At 42.4% G+C, this 24,362-nt stretch carries 22 protein-coding genes; 13 read left to right on the top strand and 9 right to left on the bottom strand.

Going from position 1 to position 24,362, the window contains the following annotated elements:
* Nucleotide 1 precedes the first annotated feature (1 nt).
* Nucleotides 2-742, top strand: a complete 741-nt coding sequence (locus tag V7R35_RS08125) for a methyltransferase (protein WP_334014242.1) — start codon at nucleotides 2-4, stop codon at nucleotides 740-742.
* A 98-nt stretch (nucleotides 743-840) separates the two neighbouring features.
* Here V7R35_RS08125 and V7R35_RS08120 read toward each other — a convergent pair whose 3' ends face one another.
* Together V7R35_RS08120 and V7R35_RS08115 are read right to left on the bottom strand one after the other, a co-directional pair.
* The gene (locus V7R35_RS08120) at nucleotides 841-1,905 is read right to left on the bottom strand and encodes a 2-hydroxyacid dehydrogenase (RefSeq protein WP_334014241.1); all 1,065 of its coding nucleotides are present in this window, start codon (nucleotides 1,903-1,905) and stop codon (nucleotides 841-843) included.
* 139 nt (nucleotides 1,906-2,044) lie between these two features.
* Entirely contained in the window at nucleotides 2,045-2,524 is a 480-nt protein-coding gene (locus V7R35_RS08115; protein ID WP_334014240.1) for a glutathione peroxidase, read from the bottom strand.
* 136 nt (nucleotides 2,525-2,660) lie between these two features.
* Between V7R35_RS08115 and V7R35_RS08110 the strand changes: the two genes are divergently transcribed.
* Nucleotides 2,661-3,521 carry an NAD(P)-dependent oxidoreductase gene (locus V7R35_RS08110; protein WP_334014239.1) on the top strand — a complete coding sequence of 287 codons (861 nt, stop codon included), beginning with the start codon at nucleotides 2,661-2,663 and terminating at the stop codon, nucleotides 3,519-3,521.
* A 29-nt stretch (nucleotides 3,522-3,550) separates the two neighbouring features.
* Here V7R35_RS08110 and V7R35_RS08105 read toward each other — a convergent pair whose 3' ends face one another.
* Complete coding sequence (locus V7R35_RS08105; RefSeq protein WP_334014421.1) at nucleotides 3,551-5,137, bottom strand: response regulator; 1,587 nt, start codon at nucleotides 5,135-5,137, stop codon at nucleotides 3,551-3,553.
* 286 nt (nucleotides 5,138-5,423) lie between these two features.
* Between V7R35_RS08105 and V7R35_RS08100 the strand changes: the two genes are divergently transcribed.
* The 3 genes from V7R35_RS08100 (at nucleotide 5,424) to V7R35_RS08090 (ending at nucleotide 8,860) form a co-directional block, all read left to right on the top strand.
* Nucleotides 5,424-6,578: an acyl-CoA dehydrogenase family protein gene (locus tag V7R35_RS08100; RefSeq protein WP_334014238.1), complete on the top strand. Its 1,155-nt coding sequence runs from the start codon at nucleotides 5,424-5,426 to the stop codon at nucleotides 6,576-6,578.
* 99 nt (nucleotides 6,579-6,677) lie between these two features.
* Entirely contained in the window at nucleotides 6,678-7,808 is a 1,131-nt protein-coding gene (locus tag V7R35_RS08095; protein ID WP_334014237.1) for an enoyl-CoA hydratase/isomerase family protein, read from the top strand.
* A gap of 218 nt (nucleotides 7,809-8,026) precedes the next feature.
* Complete coding sequence (locus V7R35_RS08090; protein WP_334014236.1) at nucleotides 8,027-8,860, top strand: putative RNA methyltransferase; 834 nt, start codon at nucleotides 8,027-8,029, stop codon at nucleotides 8,858-8,860.
* Nucleotides 8,861-9,081: 221 nt separating this feature from the next.
* On the opposite strand, the gene V7R35_RS08085 is transcribed toward V7R35_RS08090, so the two are convergent.
* The 3 genes from V7R35_RS08085 to V7R35_RS08075 form a co-directional block, all read right to left on the bottom strand.
* Complete coding sequence (locus V7R35_RS08085) at nucleotides 9,082-9,678, bottom strand: hypothetical protein (protein WP_334014235.1); 597 nt, start codon at nucleotides 9,676-9,678, stop codon at nucleotides 9,082-9,084.
* Nucleotides 9,679-9,896: 218 nt separating this feature from the next.
* On the bottom strand, nucleotides 9,897-11,444 hold the full coding sequence (locus tag V7R35_RS08080; RefSeq protein ID WP_334014234.1) for a DUF3413 domain-containing protein: 1,548 nt from the start codon (nucleotides 11,442-11,444) through the stop codon (nucleotides 9,897-9,899).
* A 9-nt stretch (nucleotides 11,445-11,453) separates the two neighbouring features.
* Complete coding sequence (locus tag V7R35_RS08075; RefSeq protein ID WP_334014233.1) at nucleotides 11,454-11,672, bottom strand: DUF1414 domain-containing protein; 219 nt, start codon at nucleotides 11,670-11,672, stop codon at nucleotides 11,454-11,456.
* 159 nt (nucleotides 11,673-11,831) lie between these two features.
* Between V7R35_RS08075 and yejK the strand changes: the two genes are divergently transcribed.
* From yejK to V7R35_RS08060, 3 genes are all read left to right on the top strand, one after another.
* The gene (gene yejK / locus V7R35_RS08070) at nucleotides 11,832-12,938 is read left to right on the top strand and encodes a nucleoid-associated protein YejK (RefSeq protein ID WP_334014232.1); all 1,107 of its coding nucleotides are present in this window, start codon (nucleotides 11,832-11,834) and stop codon (nucleotides 12,936-12,938) included.
* Nucleotides 12,939-13,004: 66 nt separating this feature from the next.
* Nucleotides 13,005-13,880 (top strand): 6-carboxytetrahydropterin synthase, encoded by an 876-nt coding sequence (locus tag V7R35_RS08065; protein ID WP_334014231.1) that lies wholly within the window; start codon nucleotides 13,005-13,007, stop codon nucleotides 13,878-13,880.
* A 206-nt stretch (nucleotides 13,881-14,086) separates the two neighbouring features.
* On the top strand, nucleotides 14,087-14,902 hold the full coding sequence (locus tag V7R35_RS08060) for a M23 family metallopeptidase (RefSeq protein WP_334014420.1): 816 nt from the start codon (nucleotides 14,087-14,089) through the stop codon (nucleotides 14,900-14,902).
* Nucleotides 14,903-15,090: 188 nt separating this feature from the next.
* Here V7R35_RS08060 and V7R35_RS08055 read toward each other — a convergent pair whose 3' ends face one another.
* Entirely contained in the window at nucleotides 15,091-16,923 is a 1,833-nt protein-coding gene (locus V7R35_RS08055; RefSeq protein ID WP_334014230.1) for a M61 family metallopeptidase, read from the bottom strand.
* 227 nt (nucleotides 16,924-17,150) lie between these two features.
* On the opposite strand from V7R35_RS08055, the gene V7R35_RS08050 reads away from it, so the two are divergent.
* The 4 genes from V7R35_RS08050 (at nucleotide 17,151) to V7R35_RS08035 (ending at nucleotide 20,402) form a co-directional block, all read left to right on the top strand.
* Complete coding sequence (locus V7R35_RS08050; protein ID WP_334014229.1) at nucleotides 17,151-17,834, top strand: flagellar brake domain-containing protein; 684 nt, start codon at nucleotides 17,151-17,153, stop codon at nucleotides 17,832-17,834.
* A gap of 61 nt (nucleotides 17,835-17,895) precedes the next feature.
* Nucleotides 17,896-18,357 carry an Mpo1 family 2-hydroxy fatty acid dioxygenase gene (locus V7R35_RS08045; protein ID WP_334014228.1) on the top strand — a complete coding sequence of 154 codons (462 nt, stop codon included), beginning with the start codon at nucleotides 17,896-17,898 and terminating at the stop codon, nucleotides 18,355-18,357.
* 143 nt (nucleotides 18,358-18,500) lie between these two features.
* Entirely contained in the window at nucleotides 18,501-19,574 is a 1,074-nt protein-coding gene (locus V7R35_RS08040; protein WP_334014227.1) for a sensor histidine kinase, read from the top strand.
* Nucleotides 19,575-20,402: a LytR/AlgR family response regulator transcription factor gene (locus tag V7R35_RS08035; protein ID WP_334014226.1), complete on the top strand. Its 828-nt coding sequence runs from the start codon at nucleotides 19,575-19,577 to the stop codon at nucleotides 20,400-20,402.
* A gap of 78 nt (nucleotides 20,403-20,480) precedes the next feature.
* On the opposite strand, the gene V7R35_RS08030 is transcribed toward V7R35_RS08035, so the two are convergent.
* Nucleotides 20,481-21,476: an ATP-dependent 6-phosphofructokinase gene (locus V7R35_RS08030; RefSeq protein WP_334014225.1), complete on the bottom strand. Its 996-nt coding sequence runs from the start codon at nucleotides 21,474-21,476 to the stop codon at nucleotides 20,481-20,483.
* A gap of 214 nt (nucleotides 21,477-21,690) precedes the next feature.
* Between V7R35_RS08030 and V7R35_RS08025 the strand changes: the two genes are divergently transcribed.
* Complete coding sequence (locus tag V7R35_RS08025) at nucleotides 21,691-22,533, top strand: DUF6279 family lipoprotein (protein WP_334014224.1); 843 nt, start codon at nucleotides 21,691-21,693, stop codon at nucleotides 22,531-22,533.
* A 166-nt stretch (nucleotides 22,534-22,699) separates the two neighbouring features.
* Here V7R35_RS08025 and V7R35_RS08020 read toward each other — a convergent pair whose 3' ends face one another.
* On the bottom strand, nucleotides 22,700-24,340 hold the full coding sequence (locus V7R35_RS08020) for a response regulator (RefSeq protein WP_334014223.1): 1,641 nt from the start codon (nucleotides 24,338-24,340) through the stop codon (nucleotides 22,700-22,702).
* Nucleotides 24,341-24,362: the final 22 nt, after the last annotated feature.

Raw genomic sequence — 24,362 nt, 5'->3', positions numbered from 1 at the left:
AATGAAAAACGATCATATTTTCGATGGAATAGCACATAAATTTAGCAAAAACATATATGGCACTACAAAAGGGCAACTTCGCCACACGCTTTTGTGTGACGTACTTACGTCACATCTAACTGCCAAAAGCAGCATAATTGAAATAGGTGGTGGCACTGGCGTAATGGCGGCATTCTTAACTGAGTTAGGTCATGATGTAGTGCTTACCGATGCGTCTGAGGATGTGCTGAATGAAGCAAGGGAAAATCTTAAAAACTTTCCAAATGTTGAAGTTCGTCATCAGTATCTTCAAGAAATTTCAGACCTTTCTGAATACGATGTTTTAATTTGTCATGCTGTACTTGAATGGCTAGATGAACCGTACGAAGCGCTGCGCTATTTCTATAACAATATGGCAGCAGGATCCACACTTAGCGTGAGTTTCTTTAACCAAGATGCCAACCTATTTGCCAATGCTATTTATGGTAATTTCGACTACATCGAGAAAGGCATGAAGGCGAAGAAGCAAGTACGACTGAATCCCAAGCAACCTCTGGGCGCGCTGGCAGTTATTGAATTCTGTGAATCCATTGGGTTTCAGGTGGTTGATAAAGCGGGTATTCGCTGTTTCCATGACTACATGAGAGATATTAGTCATCAAGAAAGCAAATATAACGAACTGCTTGCGTTAGAGCGCAAACATCACAAACAACCGCCATATCTATGGCTGGGTAAGTATTTTCAACTAATATTACGTAAGTAGTCGTATTCGTATGATTGCGATACGCTTATGAACTTTCAGAGTGATATTAATGTGTAGTCGCATGCAACCGGTTTTGCATACCTACATAAGTGTATTCACTAGCTGTCGGGTAAAACAATATTGTTGTTTTGACCGGTTTTTGTGCTTCGGTAGTGTTGTATGTTACTTACAGTGGTAGACGCTATTTCACGAAGTGCTTCTTCAGTAAAAAAGCCCTGGTGGCCGGTTATCACAACATTTGGAAAGGTGGTCAGTCGCTGGAAATCATCGTCTTGAATTACATCTCCTGAATGGTCGCTAAAAAACAATTCCGATTCCTGTTCGTAGACGTCTAACCCAAGAAAACCAATCTTTTTAGATTTTAAGCCCTTTATAATTGCTTTGCTGTCTACTAACGCTCCTCGAGATGTATTAATTATCATTACGTCATCTGGCATACGATTTATTGCATTACTATCGATTATATGAAAAGTGCGCTCATTTAACGGGCAGTGAAGCGATATAATGTGGCTTTCAGTAAGCAAGGTGTCGAGTGAAACGTAGTGTGCCCCTGCGTTTACTATCGTCTTGTCTTCTATAATATCGTAACAAAGAATGTTACAGCCGAAGCCGGTTAGAATGCTTATTACTGCCTTTCCAATACTTCCAGTACCAATGATACCTATAGTTTTACCATGCAGTGTAAAACCCATTAATCCATTTAGGGAAAAATTGCCCTCGCGCACGCGGTTATACGCTTTGTGGGTTTTGCGATTTAACGTCAATATAAGTGCTAAAGTGTGTTCAGCTACCGACTGTGGGCTATAGGCAGGTACACGGCTAACAGAGATTCCCTTCGACAACGCCGCTTTGACATCTACATTGTTAAAGCCGGCGCATCGAAGCGCAATATGTTTTACACCATGCTTATGTAAAATGGCGATGCACTCCGCGTCTACTTGGTCATTTACGAAAACAACTACCGCTTCTGTGTTCTTACAAAGATGTGCTGTTGATGGGGTTAAAGAATAAGAGTGGAATTGAATATCCCACTCGTTATCAAGCCCCGCGACAGCTACCTGCTGCAGAAAGGGGGCTTTGTCGTATGGCTGTGTACTGAAAAACGCAATGTTTTTGGATTCAATGCTACTTTCAACGTTATCTTTAGCGTCAGTGCGCTGCATACGTTTCTCCTTAGCTGCTTCGTTCTCAAGGGCTGACCTTCAAGAGCAAATCTGCAAGATCAGACCTCTTCGCAAAACTTAACCGTCACAACTTCACACGATTAATATCTTTCGTATATTCGCCAATTTTAGTAGGAAACTACCCAAGTAGCTTTACTATATCTTTTTCAATGTCTGAAGGCTTTGCTGTTGGCGCATAACGTTTAAGAACTTTGCCCTCTGCGTTAACAAGAAATTTAGTGAAGTTCCACTTTATGCGTTTTGAACCAAGCAAACCGGGGGCTTTGTTCTTCAGTTCAACAAATAGCGGGTTAGCATTAGGGCCATTCACTTCCGTTTTCTTAAAAAGTGGAAAGGTAACACCAAAATTCATTGTGCAGAATTGCGCTATGTCGTCATCTGAGCCAGGCTCTTGGTGACCAAATTGATCGCATGGAAACCCCAAAATTTCCAAGCCAGATTCTTTGTGCTTTTTATACAGTGCTTCAAGCCCTTCGTATTGTGGCGTAAAGCCGCATTTACTCGCTGTGTTTACAATAAGTAAAACTTTACCTTTGTAAGCTTCAAGGGTTGTCGCTTGTCCGTTATTTAGCGTGACGTTGTGTTGATAAATACCCACTGATTTTACCTTATTTATTTTATTGTTATTGCCAAAGGCAGTTCAGCGAACACATATAGATGTGTTACATTTTCACTATGTAGATCAAATTGCTAACTGCTCGAAATAGGGCGTAAAACACAAGAGTATATTTTGTATGACAGATTTAAAAGTAAGTTTTCTTGGTTTAGGCGTGATGGGGTTTCCTATGGCGGGTCATTTAGCAAACGCTGGGTATAACGTCACTGTTTACAATCGCACCGCCGAGAAAGCACAAAAATGGGCTAATGCATATAACGGAGATGTAGCACAAACACCAGAGCAAGCTGCTGAAGACGCGGATATTGTGTTTATGTGTGTGGGCGACGACAATGACGTAAGGCAAATAGGTAACAAAGCACTAAGCGTAATGCGAGCGGGTAGCACGTTGGTAGACCACACTACAGCGTCTGCAGACGTTGCTCGAGAGCTTTATGATGCTTGTCAGGCGAAACAAGTCGGTTTTCTAGATGCACCCGTTTCAGGTGGACAAGCAGGTGCAGAAAATGGCCAGCTAACCATCATGGTAGGTGGTGATGACGCGGTTTACGATACGGTCAAGCCAATAATGGAGACTTACGCGCGCCATAGCCAGTTGCTTGGAAAAGTAGGCAGTGGGCAGCTTGCTAAAATGATGAACCAGATTTGTATAGCAGGTATTGTGCAGGGGCTGTCTGAGGCACTGCATTTTGGTCAGCGCGCAGGGTTAGACTGCAATGCCGTTATAGATGTTATCAGTAAAGGCGCCGCCCAATCATGGCAGATGGAAAACCGTGCTACCACTATGTTAGATAATAGCTTTGATTTTGGTTTTGCTGTGGATTGGATGCGAAAAGACTTAGGAATTGCATTAGATGAAGCGCGCAAAAATGGCTCTACATTGGCGCTTACTGCGCTAGTTGATCAATATTATGCAGATGTTCAAAAGCTTGGCGGTGGTCGCTGGGATACTTCGAGTCTACTGACAAGATTGAAATGACATTTACACACTAGAGTAATACACGAGAGTTAATTGGAAGTGTGTTCTTTCAGCGAGAGGATAAGCTGCGCTAAGCGTGATTGGTTTGCTTCGTTTAAAGTCATACTACTGAGCTTTTCTAGTAGCTGCCTAACGTCGAACTTTCGATACACTCCCGTGTCTGAATCAATCATGCATTGCAGCAGATTCAGTCCAAATGCACCTGTGTTTGGAGAAAGGTGGAACGCGTCGTAGAAATGTTTAAGCGCTTTGTTGTACGACTTATCAACGAAATATCTTGTACCCGCATCGTTAATAATAAGTGCTTGCTCGTGATTTAGGTCTAGGCGCTTACCGCCAGTATAAATTAGCTCGTCATTCATAACTTGCTCTGAGATCGCATGCAAATTTGCATTTTTCTCTTTTGCCATTAGTAGTAGTTCAGCGGCTTTTTTCTCATCACCCAATCGATGGTGCACCTTCGCAGCAATTACAAGCATCGACGGTTCTGTTTGGAAGAAGTTTGCCATGTAATCTGACTCTAGAAAGTGCGCTGCTTTATCTGGGTCGTCATCTAGCACTGCTGAAAAAGCCAGCAAATAGTCTCTTTTTTGAAGCGTTTGTGGGTCACCTTGACTGCGACCTGCAATACCCACCAACTTTCTTGCTTGCGACAAACTTTCAGATCTATTAGTTTCCGGCGACTCTTCAGCGAGCAACAAGTAGAACTCGGCTAACTCAAAGGTAAAATCGTTAAAGCGGTCTTTTGCACTTCTGTGCATAGCACGCTTTTTCTGAAGTAAATCGATGGCTTCAAGTACTTTGTCTTGTTTTTGAAACGCTAAACTTTTCAGTTTTGCTGCTGGTAAAGACAGTTCACTGAATTTAATTTGAGATAGATGTTCTTCTACATCTTCGAAGTTGTTCTGCTCGAAGGAAATAGAGGCAAGCCATTCAAACGCTTTGTCTCGGGCTAAACTAGAATTTAATAGTTCATTGAGGTGATCTTTACAGTTAGGCCATTGTCCAGACGCATATTGGCACTTAATTTTTCCCCACTGTGCCCAAAGCACTTTGTCTGAACGCATTAAAATATCGTCATAAATACTCTGTGCCCGATGAATTTCACCCTGATCAAACAATAAGCGTGCGTAAAGCTTTCGCACATCGGCAATAAGTCTTGAGGGGATACCTTCCTTAATTTTGCTGCGTAAAATTTCTATTGCGCGGTCTAATTCTTTACTATCTAAAGCCTGAAGAACATTTCTTATGTAGTCACGGTAACCAAGATAATGCGTTATTTGACGGGTAAGCGAAGCAATTGTGTAAGGTTTAATAAGTAGAATGTCGGGCTGCAAATCCATGATCCTACCGATAGTTTGTGGCGCTCGATCTGACGTTAAAAATACTATGCCTGTGCTGGGTCTGATATAGCCAGTTTCTCTTAAGCTTTGGATCCACTCAACGCCATTTTTTCCTGAACCTAAATGGTAATCTACCAACAACATCTCAAAATGCTGTTTTTTCAGCGCCGACTTCAGTTCACTGCCTGAGGTAAAGCTACTTACATTTAAGTTATCGATAGACAAAAGGTGGCCGCGCAGTGCAGTGCGCGCGGTGGCGTTGTCTTCAACAATGGCTATTCTAAATTCCACGATTTCTCATTAGTGATGACTAGCTATAAATAAGCTTATCAGTGCATTGAAAAAATACCACTTTTCAAAGTAATAAGCGTATTACAAATAATAACTGTCACGAAGAAACCGAAACGAGAGGAGGGAATCTCGTCACATAATATTTACGTTAGTGCAAATTTGTTTTAATTAAATATTTACCTTTACGTTTACGTAAGGGGTAACTATTCGTTAAGGTGTGAGCATAAAGATTGAACCAAATTAGTTAAACCAATTGAAGGTAATCGCTATGAATTTTGATTTAACCGACGATCAACTCGCTTTTGAAGAAACCGCTAGACAGTTTGCGCAACAAGAATTGGCGCCGAATGCAGCAATGTGGGATAGAGAGCATCATTTTCCTGTTGAAGCTATTAAAAAAGCGGGAGAACTAGGTTTTTGTGGCTTGTACGCGCCGGAAAGTGAGGGCGGTCTGGGGCTGTCGCGTTTAGATTCATCAATTATTTTCGAACAGCTTTCTATGGGCTGCACAACAACAACGGCCATGCTTACCATTCACAATATGGCAACGTGGATGATAGCAACATGGGGAAGCGACGCTGTTAAAGCGCAGTGGTGTGAACAGTTAGTTACTGGCGATAAGCTAGCTTCTTATTGCTTAACAGAGCCGGGCGCTGGATCTGACGCTGCATCGCTCAAAACAAAAGCGGTTAAGGTAGATGGCGGCTATTCACTGAGTGGCTCAAAGGTATTTATTTCGGGCGCAGGCAGCACTGATGTTTTAGTGGTAATGGCAAGAACAGGTGGCGATGGCCCAAGTGGGGTTTCCGCATTTGCCGTTCCAGCAGATACTGCGGGCATTGAGTATGGTAAAGCAGAAGAAAAGATGGGCTGGAATGCGCAACCAACTCGAATGATCACCTTTGATAATGTGCACCTAGATGAAAGTTGGCTTTTGGGCGATGAAGGTCAAGGCTTTAAAATGGCTATGCAGGGTTTAGATGGTGGTCGTATAAATATTGCTACCTGTTCAGTAGGTACAGCACAACAGGCGCTAGAAACGGCCCGCGCGTACATGACTGAACGCGAACAATTCGGCAAGCCTATTGCTGGCTTTCAAGCACTACAGTTTAAATTAGCTGATATGGCGACAGAATTAGTAGCTGCCCGTCAAATGGTAAGAATGGCAGCGTGTAAGCTAGACAATAACGATGCTGACAAGACCACGTATTGTGCAATGGCAAAGCGATTTGCAACAGATGTTGGCTTTAACGTTTGTAACGAAGCGCTGCAACTGCACGGTGGCTATGGTTACATAAAAGAGTATCCGTTAGAACGCCATTTCCGCGATGTGCGTGTTCATCAAATACTGGAAGGTACCAATGAGATCATGCGTGTCATTATTGGCCGCAGGCTTCTAGCAGACGAGCGCAGTGTGTTATAAACACTGCGTTCAAACATTTGTGTGTTAAACGTATTGTTTTTAAGCTAAGTACATCAAAACACGAATACAAAATTATTAAGTGAATAACAGGAAGTAAACATGAGTCAGTCTGACGCAGTAGTGTTGGTCAATGAGTTAAAAACCCAATGTGGTTCGTTTACTATTGGCCAACTAACGTTAAACAAGCCTAAAGCGTTGAACGCTCTTGATTTAGACATGGCGTCTATGATGTTAAACGCACTTACACAGTGGCAAGACAGAAACGATATTGTCGCTGTTGTTGTTGATGCGGTGGGCGACAAGGCCTTTTGTGCTGGTGGCGATATTGTTTCTATGTACAACGCCATGGTAGAGGCTAACGGTACTATTCCTTCGTTTCTTGAAGACTTTTTCAAAACAGAATACACCCTAGATTTCACCATTCACAACTACAGCAAGCCAATTATCGTTTGGGGAAGCGGGATTGTAATGGGAGGGGGCATGGGGTTGCTATGTGGTGCGAGTCATCGTGTTGTAACTGAAACCTCTCGCTTGGCAATGCCAGAGATCACTATTGGCTTGTATCCAGATGTTGGCGGAAGCTATTTCCTTCCGCGGTTACCTGGCAAATCGGGGCTGTTTTTAGGGCTCACTGGTGGCCAAATGAACGGTGCTGATGCGTGCTTTGTAGGCTTAGGCGATCACTTAGTAAGCAGCAATGCAAAAAGTGACATGCTGCAAAAGCTAGCTCAGCATCAATGGAGCACCACCACAAATCTTGATGAACAAGTTACCTCTATTTTAGCTGAGTTAAGTAAACCTGATACACCACCTGTTTCAAATGTTCAGGCCAACTTGTCATTAATCAATGAGTTGTGTGAAGGCAATTCAGCCACCGATATTGTTAACAATATTCTTGCAGCCGACATGGGTGACAATAAATGGTTAAACCGAGCGCAGGCAACGCTTGCCAAAGGATCACCAATTACCATGCACCTTGTATTTGAGCAATGTAAACGCGGTGCATCAATGTCGCTTGAAGACTGTTTCAGAATGGAAGCAACGATGTCTTGCCGATGCGGTGAAAGTGGAGAGTTTCAGGAAGGCGTACGCGCTTTATTAATTGATAAAGATATGACTCCTAAATGGAAGTTTGCCACTGTAGAAGATGTGCCTGCTAACACCATTGAGCATTTCTTCACGTCACCATGGCCTGAACAATCCCATCCGCTTGCAAGCTTGGGCAAGTAAGTTTGTAAAATAGTTTGGAAAAGTAAAAGCTAGTACTTAACCAGCTAGTAGGCTTGCTTCCATGCTTGTTGTTTAGCTCATAATAAAACTCTGTTCCATTTAGGTTTAGAGTGAGTATATAAGCCCGCATTCAATAGCGGGCTTATTCGTTCCACATGACCTTTAAAGTTCGCTTTGTTACAATTACCACAATTTAAAGCTTCGAAAGTTATTCTGCTATGTGGCAATGCCCACTTTGTAACGCTCCTATTTCTCATACAACCACGCCCATCAAATGCCATAACGGTCATAGTTTTGACAAGGCTAAAGCGGGTTATGTAAATCTTTTACCCGTTCAATTCAAAAAGTCGAAGTCACCCGGTGACGACAAAGCGATGGTAAGAGCAAGGCGGGAGTTCCATAACCTAAACGCCTACAAGCCACTTAAAGACAAAATGCTTCGTCTTATAAGTGATGCCGTTAAAAATAGGATAAGTGATAGCCCATTGCATGTTTACGATGCAGGTTGCGGGGAAGGTAGCTATTTAAGTGCGTTGTGCGAGGGCCTTGAGAATGAAAAGGTAAACGTTAAAGGTGCAGGCAGCGATATTTCCAAAATAGCAGTGGAATTGGCAGCAAAAGCATTTAAGTCACACGAATTTGTTGTAGCCAGTAGTTTTGAGTTACCCGTTGCCAATAACGCGTTGGATGTAATGCTGCAGGTATTTGCACCCGGTAGTAACGACGAGTACAACAGAGTGCTTAAAACAAATGGGTTGTTACTTACCGTAAATCCAGCACAAGAACATCTTTTTGAAGTGAAAGCAAAGGTGTATGACGCTCCGCGAAAACACACTCTTGATGAGTCACCTCGTGATGGTTTCGAGCTTGTTCAAAGCGAAACATTAACCTTTCCTATTCCCTTTAAAAGCGAAGAGCATGCACTGGCACTGATCAAAATGACGCCTTTTTATTGGAAGCTACCGCCTGGACGAATAGATGATATGGTCAAAGCGCTAAAGAGCGTGACAGCAGATTTTCACCTGCAGTTATGGAAAAAGTGTGGTGAATAATCATCCTTTGACGATATATCTAGATAGCTAGGTGTAGCACTTTGCCACCTTCAGCTGAAATTATGTTGAAGTGTGGTGCCTTTATCGGTTTTTTGTGCTTTATAAATTAACTTATTGATTTAAAAGGGTGTTGAGTGGTTATGCGTAACCATTTTCATGGCCTTTTTCTTGTTGATAATCAACAATTACTCTCTCTTATCAGACTCGTTTAGAGAAATTCGCTAATCGCACTGTTGCTCGGTGATATCAAACGTCGTGACATTGTATGGCTCTCGACCATCAGTAATTATCAGCGTGTTTTCTTTCACGTTAAACTCAAAATCTTTCATCCAATTTGTGTGCGCTATGTAATTTAATTTGTATCGGTTGAAAGCAAGAGGGCATTTAACTGAAAAATAATGATAGGCCTTACCTAGAGCACCTGGGTCGAACGTGTAAACATATATGGTTATATTATTGAACTGCTTTTCTCGGTGAATATAGTCGTAATTTGGTTGAACATATATCGGAAAAAGAATGCCGAAAACAAGTACAAGCCCGTAACAACTAGCCAGACCATATGAGAAAAACTTGAATATGGAATTCAAAACCACGTTGGGAATAAGTGCACGCAATTCACGTTGTTTGCCGTTTAACAAATACAAAGCCACTATGACAAGTACAAGCTTGATGCCACGAATATAGGGGGTGAGTTGATCCATAAACGCAGGTGAATGCAGATTCAGGCTCCACAATATTGAAACGTTTAAACTCTCTAGCAGCGGCACCATAAGGCATAGTGTTATAGTGATAAATATAACAAGTGGACGTTGTTTCATTACATTCAATTGCATCCTGCATTGATTAAACGAAAGAAGATGGAGGCTAGGCTATCGTATGTGAGGCGCTAATGTATATGAGGCATTGGCAAAAGCTTGCTTAAGGTGTTTACATTAGCTTCTACTTAGCTCTGTATTAGTTCTGACTTTACACTCGCTTTAAGGATAGTGAGCGGTGTCTTATCTAACCGTTCACCACGCTAATTTAAATTGTTTGCTTAATTCTGTTTTGAAAAACGAGAGAGATGTTTAATAGCTTGACTTAATAACTCTACGTTAAGCGCATCTTTGCTGCGTTTGCCAGATGCAATTTCGCTTATCTCGTAACTGCCGTTACTTAATACATCTGTGCGTTTGTTGTCGTGAAATACGACAATGCGCTCACCTGAAGTGCTCACTAGCCAAGGGCGGGTGGGGTCAAGCAAATTCTGGCCCGTTGAATAAAACGTACTTGGAGCTGTACAACCCAATGCGTTCAATATGGTAGGTGCAAGATCTTCACTGCTGGCTAGATTGCCTTTCAATGGCAAGGTGCTAAATAGCGCGCCTTTTCCGTTTGGTTCGCCAAATCCCGTGGCAACAATAACATCGTGGTTGCGTTCTAATGCACTATCCAAGTAGTTGTTTACTTTGTCATGCGGCAAAAACGCGATGTGTAACCCTTGATGATTGTTAGAAAGAGGCTGTTGATATCCTGAAAGCTGCGCAAGTGGCAGGGCATCTTCACTATGAATAGATACCGGCATACCTGAACCGAGCGGAAGTGCAAGCATTACGGGGCGTTTATTGACCAGCGCTTCTTCATAAATTTCAGGTACCCCAAAAAGGGTTGTTGTCATTAGACCGCGTAAGCTACTTGCAGTTGAGAAGTAGTTGCTAACACGATTTAGGTTCTTCTTATCAAAAAGCGCTTCATTCTCAAGGGCGTCTTTCATAAGGCCAGAAGTGTCTGAACTTGTTTGAATAATCACCGTAACGTTTTTGCTTGTTTCAATTGAGCAATAAACAGGCTCAGCCGGATAAGTAATACTATGAATATCAGGGTTGAACTGAAGCTGTTTACGTTCCTCATAAGCGGCTAGGTCAAGCAAACCGTAGCGCGACATGGTGGTTTTTGCTGTAGCCGGATATGACAGAGGAAACATGTTGTCTTGCTTGATAATAGGTTGATATAACCTTGCATCAGCCCACACGTGAATAGCGTGGCTAGTTACAAAACAACTTACGAAAAACGTTGCTACGGGTACGCCAATTTTGTGTTTTGTGAAGCGGTCAACCCGTTTCCAGATTGCATTGGCCAGTACTAATTGGAAGCCAAGCCAAACAATGAACAGCAAAAGTAAGAACGCCCATTGCTGCCAGCCTTCAATAGCCATTTGCGACTGTGCTTCGTCTCGCAATAAATCAGCGGCGTGAAAACTAAAGTGGAACCCGGTTCGGTTGAAAAGCAGCGCATCGAATGCCAGCAGTGCCAACCCGACGGCGGCAATCACTGAAGCGCTGGCCTTGATTACGCTTGGATTATTTACCAAATAACACAGGGGGAGAATAAAAATAACAAAGCCGAAAAACGTCATAAAGCTGATATGACCAAACCAGTTTGCTAGCAAATACAGTGTACCAACACCTGTTCCCGGCAATGGGGACGAGAAAACAAAAATTGACGCGATAACAACCGCGATAATAATGTTTGCCAGTGCAAACCAGTGGCCCCAGTTAACGAGTTTAGTAACGCGCTGACGTCGTGGAGATTCGGCTAGTATCATAATGACAACCTAGCTACTTTTTACGCTTTTCTTTAGCACATCGGCAAACTGAGTTGCCATTGCTTCGCGGTTTTCCGGACTTACTTGGGTATTAAGAATATGGGTGATAACGTTACCTAATACCATAAGAGAAAGGTCACGATTTGCGCCGCCTTCTTCAAGGGTTAGGATAACTTTATTCATTAGCGCTTCGAATTCGTCGTTGGTGTAACGGCTTTGTTGGGGCATTGCCACGCCTCTTTTTTATGATTTCTTTGATAAAAAGAATGGTTTTACTCGTAAAATGATTATAATCGTTGTTTGATTGAGTACAATCATTCATTCTAAAATCCCGCGATTCTTTGAATATTTCTGACATTTTTTAAGCAACAGGACACCCGATCATCTATGAGTGCACTGATTCATCACTTTGTTGTACACCGTTTAATCGTAAACAAAGACGAAAAAATAGAAGCCATTCCTCGTGAAAACTGCCTTGCGGTTACACCAGAGATAGAACTTCTTGCCCATCAAATTAATCACAGTTTCAATGCAAAGCCAGGCAAGGGTGTAGGGCATTTTGTTAATGAAGTTGCACGCACAACTGAAGTTGAAAATGAAGATGGTGAAACGTCAAAACAAGAAAGTGTTCAAGATGTATCTGAATTTGCCGTTGGCCTTAAACAGTATATGGATGTGCAAAAAGCCGCTGGTGATAATGTAGAAGATGCGTTTCATGCATTTTCTGTTTCGGCAGCAAATCGACTGGTAAAAACGCTTGCAGACACGGGTACGGTAGAGACCGGTTTTCTTATTTTTACTCAGTATGAATACCTCGCTACGCAGTATCTTATGATTACGTTATTAAACACGCGCTCGCATGTAGAAGTAACTAACTCACTAGACTTGTCTGCAAGAGAGCACCTTGATTTAGCTAAAATGCAGTTGGCAGTGCGTTTCGACTTAACACAGTGGGAAGTGCAGCCAGAACAGCAGCGCTACGTTAGCTTTATTAAGGGTAGAATGGGGCGCAAAGTGTCTGACTTCTTTATGCAGTTTGTTGGCTGCGAAGAATTAGTAGACGTAAAGCAACAAAATAAACAACTTATATCTACTGTTGATGCGTATCTTGCAAGTGAGTCACTCGACCCGCAAGAGCAGCACCAGCACCGGGAACAAGTAAAAAGCTATTTCAAAGAACAAATTGATGCGGGTGAAAGTTTGTCGGTTGACGAATTAGCTAATCGTTTACCAAGCAACGAGGAAACCAGTTCAAACTTTACGGCGTTTACCCAAACGCTTGAGGTTCCATTAGAAAAAGAGATTCAGCCAGACCCAGCTGCGCTAAAACAGTTGGCTAAATTCACGGGACAAGGTGGTGGTGTGTCTATAAGTTTTGAGCGAAAACTTATGGGCGAACGTGTGTTTTACGACCCAGCAACAGACACGTTGACGATAAGAGGAATTCCACCCAACTTGAAAGATCAGTTAAATCGTCAATCTTCGATGGACTAATGACTGCGCGACCTCAATAAAAAACGTATACTAGCAAACAGAATAGAAACTCGATTCAAGGGTGTTATGCAATTATTTGTAAATGATTTGACAGTGATGGACTTCTCTTACCTGTGCCCGAGACGCGGCATGGTAGGTGAAAGCTGGATTGTCGATGTAATTTTGGACGGTGAGCTTAACGAAGAGAGCATGGTTCAAGACTTCGGTCACGTGAAGAAAAACCTGAAACGGTTAATTGACGAATACGTAGACCACAAGCTTCTGGTACCTGCAGATTATGCAGGCGCAGAAGTTTTACATGATGAACAAAGTGAACAAGTTGAAGTGCGTTTCAACTGTACAGATGGCAGAAGCATTATGCTGCACTGTCCAGCAGAGGCTTACGCATTTGTCTATTCAGATGGAATAGACATGAACTCTGTAGGCGTTTACTTAAAAGAAGTACTAGCAACTCACCTGCCTGAAAATGTTGATAACCTTACGTTGTCACTTCGCGAAGAAGTGATTAATACGCCGTTTTACCATTACACGCACGCGCTCAAAAAGCACGATGGCAATTGCCAACGCATAGCGCACGGGCATCGCTCAAAAATTGATATTATTATCGATGGTAAGCCCAATCTTGAAGAACAGGCCTATTGGGCAAAGCGCTGGGAAGATATCTATATTGCGACAAAAGAAGACGAAATTGCTTATAGCGATAGGCTGATTAAAGGTGCAGTGACTAACCCAGAAGAATATTTCTGCTTTGCGTATGAGTCGTCTCAGGGGTATTTTGAGCTATTAATGCCAAAATCTGACTGTGAAGTAATTGAAACAGACTCTACTGTGGAATGTTTAGCTCAGTATCTTCTTGATGAGCAAAAGAAACGTACGCCAGATGGCATTTGCCAGGTTATTGCCTATGAAGGTGTAGGCAAAGGGGCGATGGTTTCTCGCTAGGCTCGACAGTGCAAATACTAGCTTAAATGGTAACAGTAAGCGGTATACAGTTGACGGTTATCAAGGTAAGTACGGCTTTTCAGGTAATAGTTTAGGTGTGGTCAAAAATGGATGTTGATATGCAGGTTAAAAATACATTAGATACTGGCAAAACGAACAAACGTGCTTACATAACATTAGGTATTATTGTTTCATGCTTGTTCTGTATGCCTACTGCCGTTGCCAAAGACAATGCCTTTGCTACCACCCAGCAACAAGCAGAAAGCCCGCTTACGCTTAATGGTGTGCTTACACAAGGTGCACTGGTTAGAGGGCAGGTACCCGTTGATGCAAACGTTACACTTAACGAAAAGCCTGTTCCTGTGAATGCAGCAGGCAAATTTGTTATAGGTTTCGAACGCGAAGCGCCACTTAACCATAAGTTGTCAGTTACGTTATCTTCTGGTGAAGTGTTTGTACGCGAAATTACCCTTAAAAAGCGTGACTATGACATACAACGCATAGACGGTCTTGAGCAAAAAATGGTTACTCCACCTGCTGAAGTAACTGCCCGAATTAAACAAGACAACATCAACGTTGCTAAAGCGCGTGGCGGCAATAGCAATTTAGATGCGCTGTTTACACGCTTTGAGTGGCCCGCAAAAGGCCCTATTACTGGTGTGTATGGAAGCCAGCGTATTTTAAATGGCGTGCCTAAATGGCCACATTATGGCGTTGATGTTGGCGCCCCAACGGGTACACCTGTTTATGCCCCAGTGGATGGCGTGGTGACACTTGCCGACGATTTATACTATTCGGGCAATACGCTGATACTCGATCATGGAATGCGCGTATTTTCTACCTTCCTGCACCTAGATACGATTACCGTAAACGTGGGAGACGCAGTAAACCAAGGTGATCAAATTGGCACTATTGGGTCAACAGGGCGTTCCACTGGGCCGCATTTAGACTGGCGAATAAACTTAGGCAAGGTAAGGCTAGATCCGCAGACCGTGGTGTCAGGTACACCAGACGAAGGTTGATTTAAGCAGTGCAAATAGGGTTCGGCATACAGAGATAGCCGAATAAACATGGCGTCTGTGCGTATTATATAAAACGGATACTTGGATAGGTAAACATTTGTTAAGATAGGAAAAACCGCTAAGGCAAAGATCGCATGGATTAAAAAGGCAGACATGAGACTGAAATGCCTGCCTTCATGGTATATAACCTAGTTTACATCAAGCCATTCTTTCATTTTTGCCTCGTCAGTGATGGTGAAAAATGCCATCTCTTTGCGTGCTTTAATTACCGGCAGCGCAAGCGAAAGTAATTTCCCATCTCTAATAACAGACAGCGTCACTTCGTCACTTATTGCACTATCAAGTAGTCGCTGTAGTTTTGCCTGATTTACTACGTTGCCATCCATGGCAATAATGACATCATTCAGCAGTAAACCTGACTGCATTGCTGCCAGACCTTCAAAAACCTGAGCTACTGTTACGCCCAAAGAAGCGGGTTTCACCGTCGCGCCCAGTTGGTTTACAACTTGAGGCTTTGTCGAAAGCCCACCTTTATCTTCCATTGACGTTCGCGCACGGGTTTCATACTTAGCGCCAATTAGCGGCATCAGCGCTTCAAGTGCCACATCTTCTGTGCCGTAAACAACGGCGTTAAGGTATTCAGACACATCAATATTAAAGTGCGCTTTGCATAGCGTTTGAATAACGTCATCAGGCGTCCCGCTTTCCGCGATACCATAATGTTGCCACAGCAGCTGCATAACGTTATCTAGGCTTACTTCGCCCGCGCTTTTTTGGCGAAGTAAAATATCTAAACCAAGCGCAACAATGCCGCCTTTTGTGTAGTAACTCACAATGTTGTTTGTCGCACTCGCATCCTGTTTATAAAACTTTGTCCACGCATTAAAACTACTTTCAGCCGCACTTTGTTTCATTCGACCTGCGTTTTGAAGCAGCCTAGACACGTTTTGCGCAACTATGTCTAAATACTTTTGCGGCGCAATTACGCCGCTTCTCGCCAGCGTAACATCGTCATAAAAGCTGGTGAAACCTTCGTATATCCATAGCTGATTGGTATAGGTTTCCTTCGACAAGTCAGGGTAAACCATCACTTCGGGTTTAATTCGCTTGACGTGCCATGTATGAAAAAATTCATGGCTGCAAAGGCTCAAGAACGTTATGTAGCTGTCGGTCTTTATATCGCTTTCACCAATAAGTGGTAAATCATACCTAGGGTATAACAATGCGGTTGAGTGCTTGTGCTCTAAGCCGCCAAATCCGTTATCCGCAAGCAATGTCATAAATAAATAACTATCAATAGGGTGCGGTGCGCCAAATAGGTCCAGATGATGCTTACAAATGGGGGTTAAATCGTCAGTAATTCTTGCGTAGTCAATATTATTATTACCAGAGAACAATAGTGTGAAAGACACGCCATTTACTTCAAAGGCGTGGGTATCAGCAATGCCAATAAATAGAGGGTGGTCGATAAAGTCGTCGTAGTTATCGCAACGGTAATGCCATGTTCGATTCTCTGACGCTTCCTTTTTCTGGATAGGCTTGTTTTGTGAGTCCTCTCGCGCAATAGGCATTGACGTGTAGCTTTGCCATTCAGATAAATGCGCATCATCCTGAGGAACAGAAACGGCTAGTGAGTGAGGTAACTGTTCAAATGACGACACTTGTAAAAACGCGCTAGTTCCATTGATAAACGCATATTCATGATTTATGAATGCACTGCGTATTGATAGGTCATTCGCATAAACGGTATAGGTAACAACGCAGGCTTCACCGCTTGTATGTAATAGCCATGTTTGCTTGTCTTTCTGTTCGATAGTCAGCGGTTGATGATTGTCGTCTGTACAGGCAGAGATTGAAACGATGCTTTTAGCAAAATCACGAACCATATAACTGCCAGGGATCCAGCTTGGTAAAGATAGGCGTAACGTATCACTTTGATGAGCTGGAATAGAAAGTGAAACTGAAAATTCATGGGCGCGCCAATTAGATAAACAAAGCGCATAATGAAGTGATAAAGACATAAGCACCCAAGGAAAAAACGGTTAAATAGATGCAGTTAATACTACAACACCGTGGACGTTAGTGCTTGCTTATTGGTGCTTTTTTTACGTTATATCGGGACTGTTATTTTGAAGGTTTTGTCAGGAAATAAAAAACAGGTTACATTGGCACTATAAGTATTCAGAATAAAAATAATACGCAGCAAACCATGCTGCTGATAACAAATAGCTGCTGATAAAAAATAATAATGACTGAAAATATAGAAAGTAATGTGTTAAACGCACAGGGAATCGCCGCATTACGAACGCTTATCCCTGGCAATATTGTCGATTTACAAATTTCAATGCCAGCAGCGCCAAAACGCGTCAAAACAGAATATGTGGGCATGTTGATAGATGAGTGTCTTATGTTTCATATACCAACTAGTGCAAAGTGGATAACAGTTAGAGACGCGCTAACGGTTGGTAACGATGTGGTTGTGCGCTCGGTACTTGAAGGTGATACAGGGCAGGTCATTGCCTTTCGAGTCAAAGTGCTAAAGCTTATTTCCAACCCTACAGGCATTCTTATCACTAGCTTCCCTAAAAAAATAGAAAGCATTGGTCTTCGTTCAGTTAAAAGAAGTCAGTTAGGCGTGTCTATTGATATTACTTGTGAAGCGCTTCCCGACGAAGAGGGAGTAGCAGGCATCATTGTGGACTTGTCTGCTAAGGGATGTAAAGTTGCGCTACAAAGCAAAGCAGAGCTACCCGTGTTGGAAGACGATACTGCGGTAGATATAGCGTACTCTCTAGATGGAAAAGAAGTAAAATTAGCAGCCGTTGTGAAAAATTACCGTGTAGAAAAAGACGTTGCTTATTATGGTTTAGCGTTTAATTGTGATGAAAAGCTTATAAAAACATTGCTTTCAAGGCACACACTTTTAACGTAGATACATTTGCAAAACAATAATAAAAGATAACAATAAAAAATATCGGCAGGAGAAAAGTAAGATGAGAACAATCGACAAACTGCTTATTCAATATGGCGAGAGTCATCAAAATAAAACGAACGTTGTTATTCATGCTATCGCAGTGCCGAGCATTTATCTTGTTACGCTAGGGTTGATATGGTGTTTGCCGGTGCCTTCATTTCTGTCTCAGTTCGATGTAACGTGGGCTCACGTACTTGCTATTCCCGTGTTGTACTATTATTTCCTCTTGTCTGGCCCAGTGGGTGCGGCTATGACCCTGCTAACCATTGCATGTTTTGGCGTTATTAATCTGCTTGTAAATGCTGGCATAACGGTATGGGTATTTTGCTTATCACTTTTTGTTGTTATGTGGGTATTGCAGTTCATTGGTCATAAAATCGAAGGTAAGAAACCATCTTTTTTTGACGATTTGAGGTTTTTATTAATTGGTCCTGTGTGGTGGTGGGCCCACTGGCTTAAACGAATGAAAATTAGTTACTAATTAACTGATTAACCACACACAAAACACGCAGTTTAAGATATAAATTTACTGCGACCAGACGCATAAGAGGCACGACCAAGGTGCTTGGGTTCGCACATCGCTGGCGTATAATCAATTAATAAGTTTTTTAAATTGGTATTCATGTGAGTCGCTTTCAGCGCGTAATAGAAAGTAATGAGCGTTTATTCTGGACTCTGCACAGCGCAGGTTGGGCCGGTTTCGCAATTATTTATTATATCGGTTCTTTTCTACATGACGTGCGTCCTATTTGGGTGTTTATCATTCTTCTCAATGCGTACGCAGGTTGGCTCTTAACCATTCCTCTCAGGTATATTTACCGGTGGGCACGAAAGCAATCACCGCTCAATATGCTTATTATTGTTATCGTGTCTTGCTACCTTATTGCGCTTTTATGGGCAGTGGTTAAAAACATTAATTATTGGGAAATATATAAGCACGGCTACCGTCCAGACGAGTGGTACATGTATTTCACAAATACCATTAACTCACTCATTATGGTGGGTTGTTGGAGCGGTGTTTATTTTGGTATTAAAAACTTCCAAATGCTTCAGAAAGAGAAGCAAAATGCGCTCAAAGCAAGCACCATGGCGCACCAAGCGCATATCAAGATGCTGCGTTACCAGCTTAACCCTCACTTTCTGTTTAATACGCTAAACGCTATTTCAACGCTGATTTTGCTTAAAGAAAACGATACTGCTGAAGCAATGGTGTCGAGGTTAAGTGACTTTTTACGCTACTCTTTAGATAACGACCCAATTAAAAGAGTGCCACTTGGTCAAGAAATTAAAGCGCTCAGGCTTTACTTAGAAATTGAAAAGGTAAGGTTTGACGACAGGCTTGAAGTGTCTTGGGATATCGACGAGCAATGTGAAAGTGCGCTAGTGCCAAGCATGATTTTGCAACCTATCATTGAAAACGCAATAAAACACGCCATTTCAAAAATGGAGAACGGCGGTAAGATAAATATTACTGCGCGTACGTTCGGTAACGATTTATTGATGGATGTGGCTGATAATGGTCCAGGTGCTGATATAAAAGATGGGCAGCTTAGCCGCGAAAACGGCGTTGGCCTGGCAAACATCAAGGAACGTTTGCAGTCGCTCTATCATCGTAACTTTGCATTTTCGATAGAGCATAATGAGCCTTCAGGTGTGCGAGTAAGAATTCGTATTCCTTATGACGTTAAGGACGCATAAATGAGTAAGCAAGTGATTAAAACCATCGTTGTCGACGATGAGCCTTTAGCAAGAAGAGGATTAAGAGCACGACTTGAGCGTCATGAGGATGTACAGGTTGTTACTGAGTGTCAGAATGGGCTTGAGGCAGTGAGTGCCATATCCCAACACCGCCCAGATCTTGTTTTCCTTGATATTCAAATGCCGGGTTTAAATGGCTTTCAAGTAATTCACAAGCTACGCGAGTTGAAGCAGCCTATTCCAATGATAGTGTTTGTTACCGCGTACGATAGCTATGCGATAAAGGCATTCGACGTTCATGCACTAGACTACTTATTAAAGCCAGCAGACGACGAAAGACTCAAAGCGGCGTTAGATAAGGTACGTGAATACTTCGCCACTCAGCATCAAGATGAGCAATCGCAAAAATTAGTAAGTTTAGTTGCTGAACTCACGGGCGATGACTGTGAAGAAATACTGCGAAAGTTAGCCAATGGTGAGCCTGTTGAGACAAACCCATACCCTGATGTGCTTGCAATAAAAGACGGCTCTGAGGTTACTCGCGTAAATGTACAAGATATTCAGTGGATTGACGCTGCAGGCGATTACATGTGTGTTCATGCACTAGATGGCATGCACATAATGCGCAAAACCATGAAAGAGCTAGAGCAAGAGCTTAACCCTCAGTTTTTTGTAAGGGTACACCGTTCTGCTATAGCGAATATTCGTTTTGTAAAAAAATTAGTGAGCCATATTAGCGGTGAGTATCATCTTATATTACAAAATGATACCGAGCTAAAGGTAAGCCGTAGCCACCGAGATAAAGTAAAAGCGGCGATGAAAATGTAGAAAGGGCGCCTGAGGCGCCTTTTTTATGCGCAGTGGTAAGCAATAAAGCTAGTCGTAAATACTATGAGTGTGAACCCGCTAATCATAACGAGCATTCATTAATGAGCGAATTATGTCTACTTGCGCTGAATTTAGCGGCTTGTTCTGCCAACAGGTATCTAAAGGCACTACAACGGGAAGCTTATTCACTTCACCAACCATAATATTCGTATTCTCGCTGCCAACTAACGATACCGCATAAGCACCTAGATGCGTTGCAAGCAACCTGTCTTCGCTTACGGGCGAACCTCCACGCTGAACATGTCCTAAGGTAACAGGCCTGACATCGTCAATGCCTTTTGCATTAAGGGCTGTCGATAACGCGCTCAGCCCGCCTGGCCATACGTTTTCTGCTACAACCACAATAAAGCTGACAGTGCCTTTCAGCGCTCGCTGGGCCTTAATCTGACAAATAATATTGTCTAGCTCTTGTTCACAACCTTCGAATAGCTCGGGAAGCAATACGTAGTCTGCGGCAGAAGAGAGCGCTGCATTTAGAGCAAGAAAGCCTGCATGACGTCCCATTACTTCAACTAAGAAAACGCGCTCAAATGCGTCTGCGGTATCGCGCACCTTGTCGATAGAGCTCATAGCGGTATCTATTGCGGTGTAATAGCCAATGGTGGCATCGGTACCGTTGATATCGTTGTCAATTGTGCCCGGAATACCAATGGTTTGTCCGGACCAAAAAGTACTCAAATGCTTTAGCCCTCGAAAAGAGCCGTCCCCACCTATTACTATGAGTGTGTCTATAGCGAGTTTAGATAAGTTTTCTGCGCTTTTTTGTGCGCCATCGTCTGTTTCAAACGTTTTGCACCGTGCACTGTGTAAAATAGTGCCTCCCTGTTGAATCAGGTTGTGTGTTGTATCAAACGAAAGTGATATATATTCCTGATTTACTAGCCCGTTGTATCCGTGAAGATAGCCATACAGTTCATGGCCCGCTTTTTGGCATGCGATGATGACAGCCCTTATACAAGCGTTCATACCCGGTGCATCACCACCAGATGTTAAAATAGCAATACGCTTCGACACAATGAATCCTTTTATGAAAGCCTAAAACACGCCCATCTGTTTAAAGTAGATGATTGGTAAAACTTGGTAAAGTGCTATTGTTAAAACTTTTTTTGCACTTTTCACTACTATGATGTCTATAAGAAAGTACCGCTACGTTTTTATTGTTTGATGGTGCAAGCCACCGTTATTTTATATCCAATTACAATGGTCGTTTACTTTGGGAATACGTTCTATGCGAGTGATTTTTGCTTTTGCTGCTTTGTTGTTTCTGTCTTCGTGCAGCTCTAAATTTGCCTATGACAATATTGACTGGTGGGTATATTGGTATTTAGACGACTACATAGAACTTAATAGCGAGCAAGAGGCACAATTTGATGACTATTTAGATAGCTGGCTTCAATGGCACAAAACCTCGGAATTGGTGCGATATATAGCGCAACTTGAACAGATGAAACAGCAAGTGACAAATGGCGAACTGAACTACACACAAGTAACAACGCATTTCGAACAAGCTAAAGCACATTGGGCAAGAGTAAGGAATGAAGTTAGTCCCGAATTAATAAAAATGGCTAAAAATCTAAGCGATGAGCAAGTTGTCACGCTGTTCGCCGCGTTAGAAAAAGAGAATAAGGAAGAAGAGGAAGAGCTTGCTTCTATTAAAGAAGATTCCGCAGAAGTGCGCAATGAAAAACGAATTGAAAGAATGGAAGAGAACGTTAGTGCGCGTATTGGAAAGTTGTCTAATGAACAAAAACAAATTATTGCGACTTACGCTGACCAATTCGTACCTACCATGGAAGAGTGGATTGCCTACAGGAGAAATATTCAAAATGCTGCCAGACGGCTTTTTGTGGCAAGGCATGTAGATCCCGATTTTGAAAATAAGCTACTCGAGTTGATGAATAAGCCAGAGACCTATCGAAGTAAAGCATTTAATGAAGCAAGTGAGCATAACACCAAAACCATGGCGACCATGATTGCAGAAGTCGCTTCAACGTTATCGACTAAACAAAAGGAAACGTTGATTGAAAATATTGATGAGTTTATTGAGACTATAGAGAACTTCCAACAATAAATTGAGCATGAAAGGTCTTAAGCGCTATGTCATGCTTCAAAGCGTGGCTTCCAAAGCGTGGCTTCCAAAGCGCAGTTTTAACAGCGAGACCGTCAATATGGGCTTAAATAGCGGTACCTAGATAAAAGCCTTACTTCGTAGGGCTTACGCTGGGATTAGAAATTAACTAGAAACCAATAAATTTTGATAGCTCGTCTCGCAGGCTATCGTACTTCTCTTTGTAAGGTGGTTTAAGCGTCATATCATCGATAAGTTTGAATAGGCGCTTACACTCGGTTACCACTTCTGCATCGGCGGCATTTGCCTTTTTAGCCAGCTGTAATAAACATTGAAGTAAGTTAAGCGCCACGCCAGTATTTACAGGTGCAAAACCTTGCGCAAGTGCGAAAGACGCTTTTGCGCGCTCGTAATCTTCATTTTGATAATGTTCAATACCTTCTCGGTTAAACTGCTGATAACTGGCAAGGTTTTTCTTTGTTAGCGCTTCGTGTTTTGCCAGCATTGATTCACTGTTTTGATCTAGCTTTTCGCCTCTAGACTTTAAGAGTTTGGCAAGTTCTACTGCATCATCAAACTCACCAAGGGTATACATTACATTAAGGCTGTCAGGTATATACGCGGTTGGTAGTTCAGCATATTTTTCGTCTAGATCACGCTGTGACGCATCAAGGTGGCGTTTTGCATCAATTAGCTTACCGTCAATCGCGCTTACCCTGGCATTGATGATTTTACCGAAAATGTCGACATCAAACTCTCTGTCCATTCTTTGAAGGTGGTCATCAAATTTTCCTCGTTGCAATGTAAGCAGTGCTTCTTGTTGGAATTTGTTCCTCTGTTTCTTATCATCTGTATGCTCAGCAACGTCTAAAAGGCTTCTTATCATGCCGCACCAATACAAACTGTTTTTGTAAACAGATCGTTTGGAAAGATTCCATATAGCCTGGCTAGACTCTGCGGCTAAATGATAATCAGCGGTTTCACGCGCAATATTGCAAGCGTCTATATGTCGCTGCAACGAAAAAGGAGAAAGCCTTATCGCTTCTTTGATATCTTCTATGGCAGTTTGTTCCTGATGTTGCGCAAGGTGAGCGTGAGCAAGAATGTCATGTGCATCTGCACTGAATCGGTTTTGCTTTAAAATGTGCTTTGCCACGCTTATTGCATTATCGAACTGTTTTAACTTTAAATAGGTTTTACCTAAGGCAACATAAGCCCACAGCACAGGTTTACCGTCTGTGTATCCTTTTAAGATATCTAGCGCCGCTTTAGGGTTATTCGTCTGCCAATATAGCTCTACCAATAATTGTTCACAGTGACCTTTATAATGAGAAGGGGCGCTTAAATGATTTTTCAGGTGTTCAATTGCCTCGGCTGTTTCTTGCTTATCTATAAGTTGGTAGGCATAAAGCAAGAACTGGCGTTTTTTCCATGCTCTCGAAATACGGGTCTTAAGCTGTATTTGTGAGAAGGGTTTTATTAAAAAGTCGTCAGGCCGTTTATCAATGGAGCCAAGCACAATTGGTCTAGCGCTATCGGCGCTTATTAGAATAAACACGGTGGCAGGAGAGATTAATTTACTGACACGCAATTCTTCAACAAGCTCATAGCCATTTTTATTATCAGCACCTAAATGCAGGTCAGAAATAACGACGTCAAACTTGTGCCGCTTACACAAAGAGATTGCCTGTTCGGCAGAAGATTTTGTGACGACATCGGTTGCTCCCATTGACTGCATGAGACCTTTGAGTAACAAAAGGAAAGGGCGTTGGTCTTCCACAATCAACACTTGTTTGTTACTTAATTGCATTTCCATTCCGTGAGCAAGCTGA

Source organism: Alteromonas sp. S167, from assembly GCF_036864375.1.
Taxonomy (GTDB): Bacteria; Pseudomonadota; Gammaproteobacteria; order Enterobacterales; family Alteromonadaceae; genus Alteromonas.
Note: the sequence above shows the minus strand (reverse complement) of the source record. Positions and strands in the feature narration are given on the sequence as shown.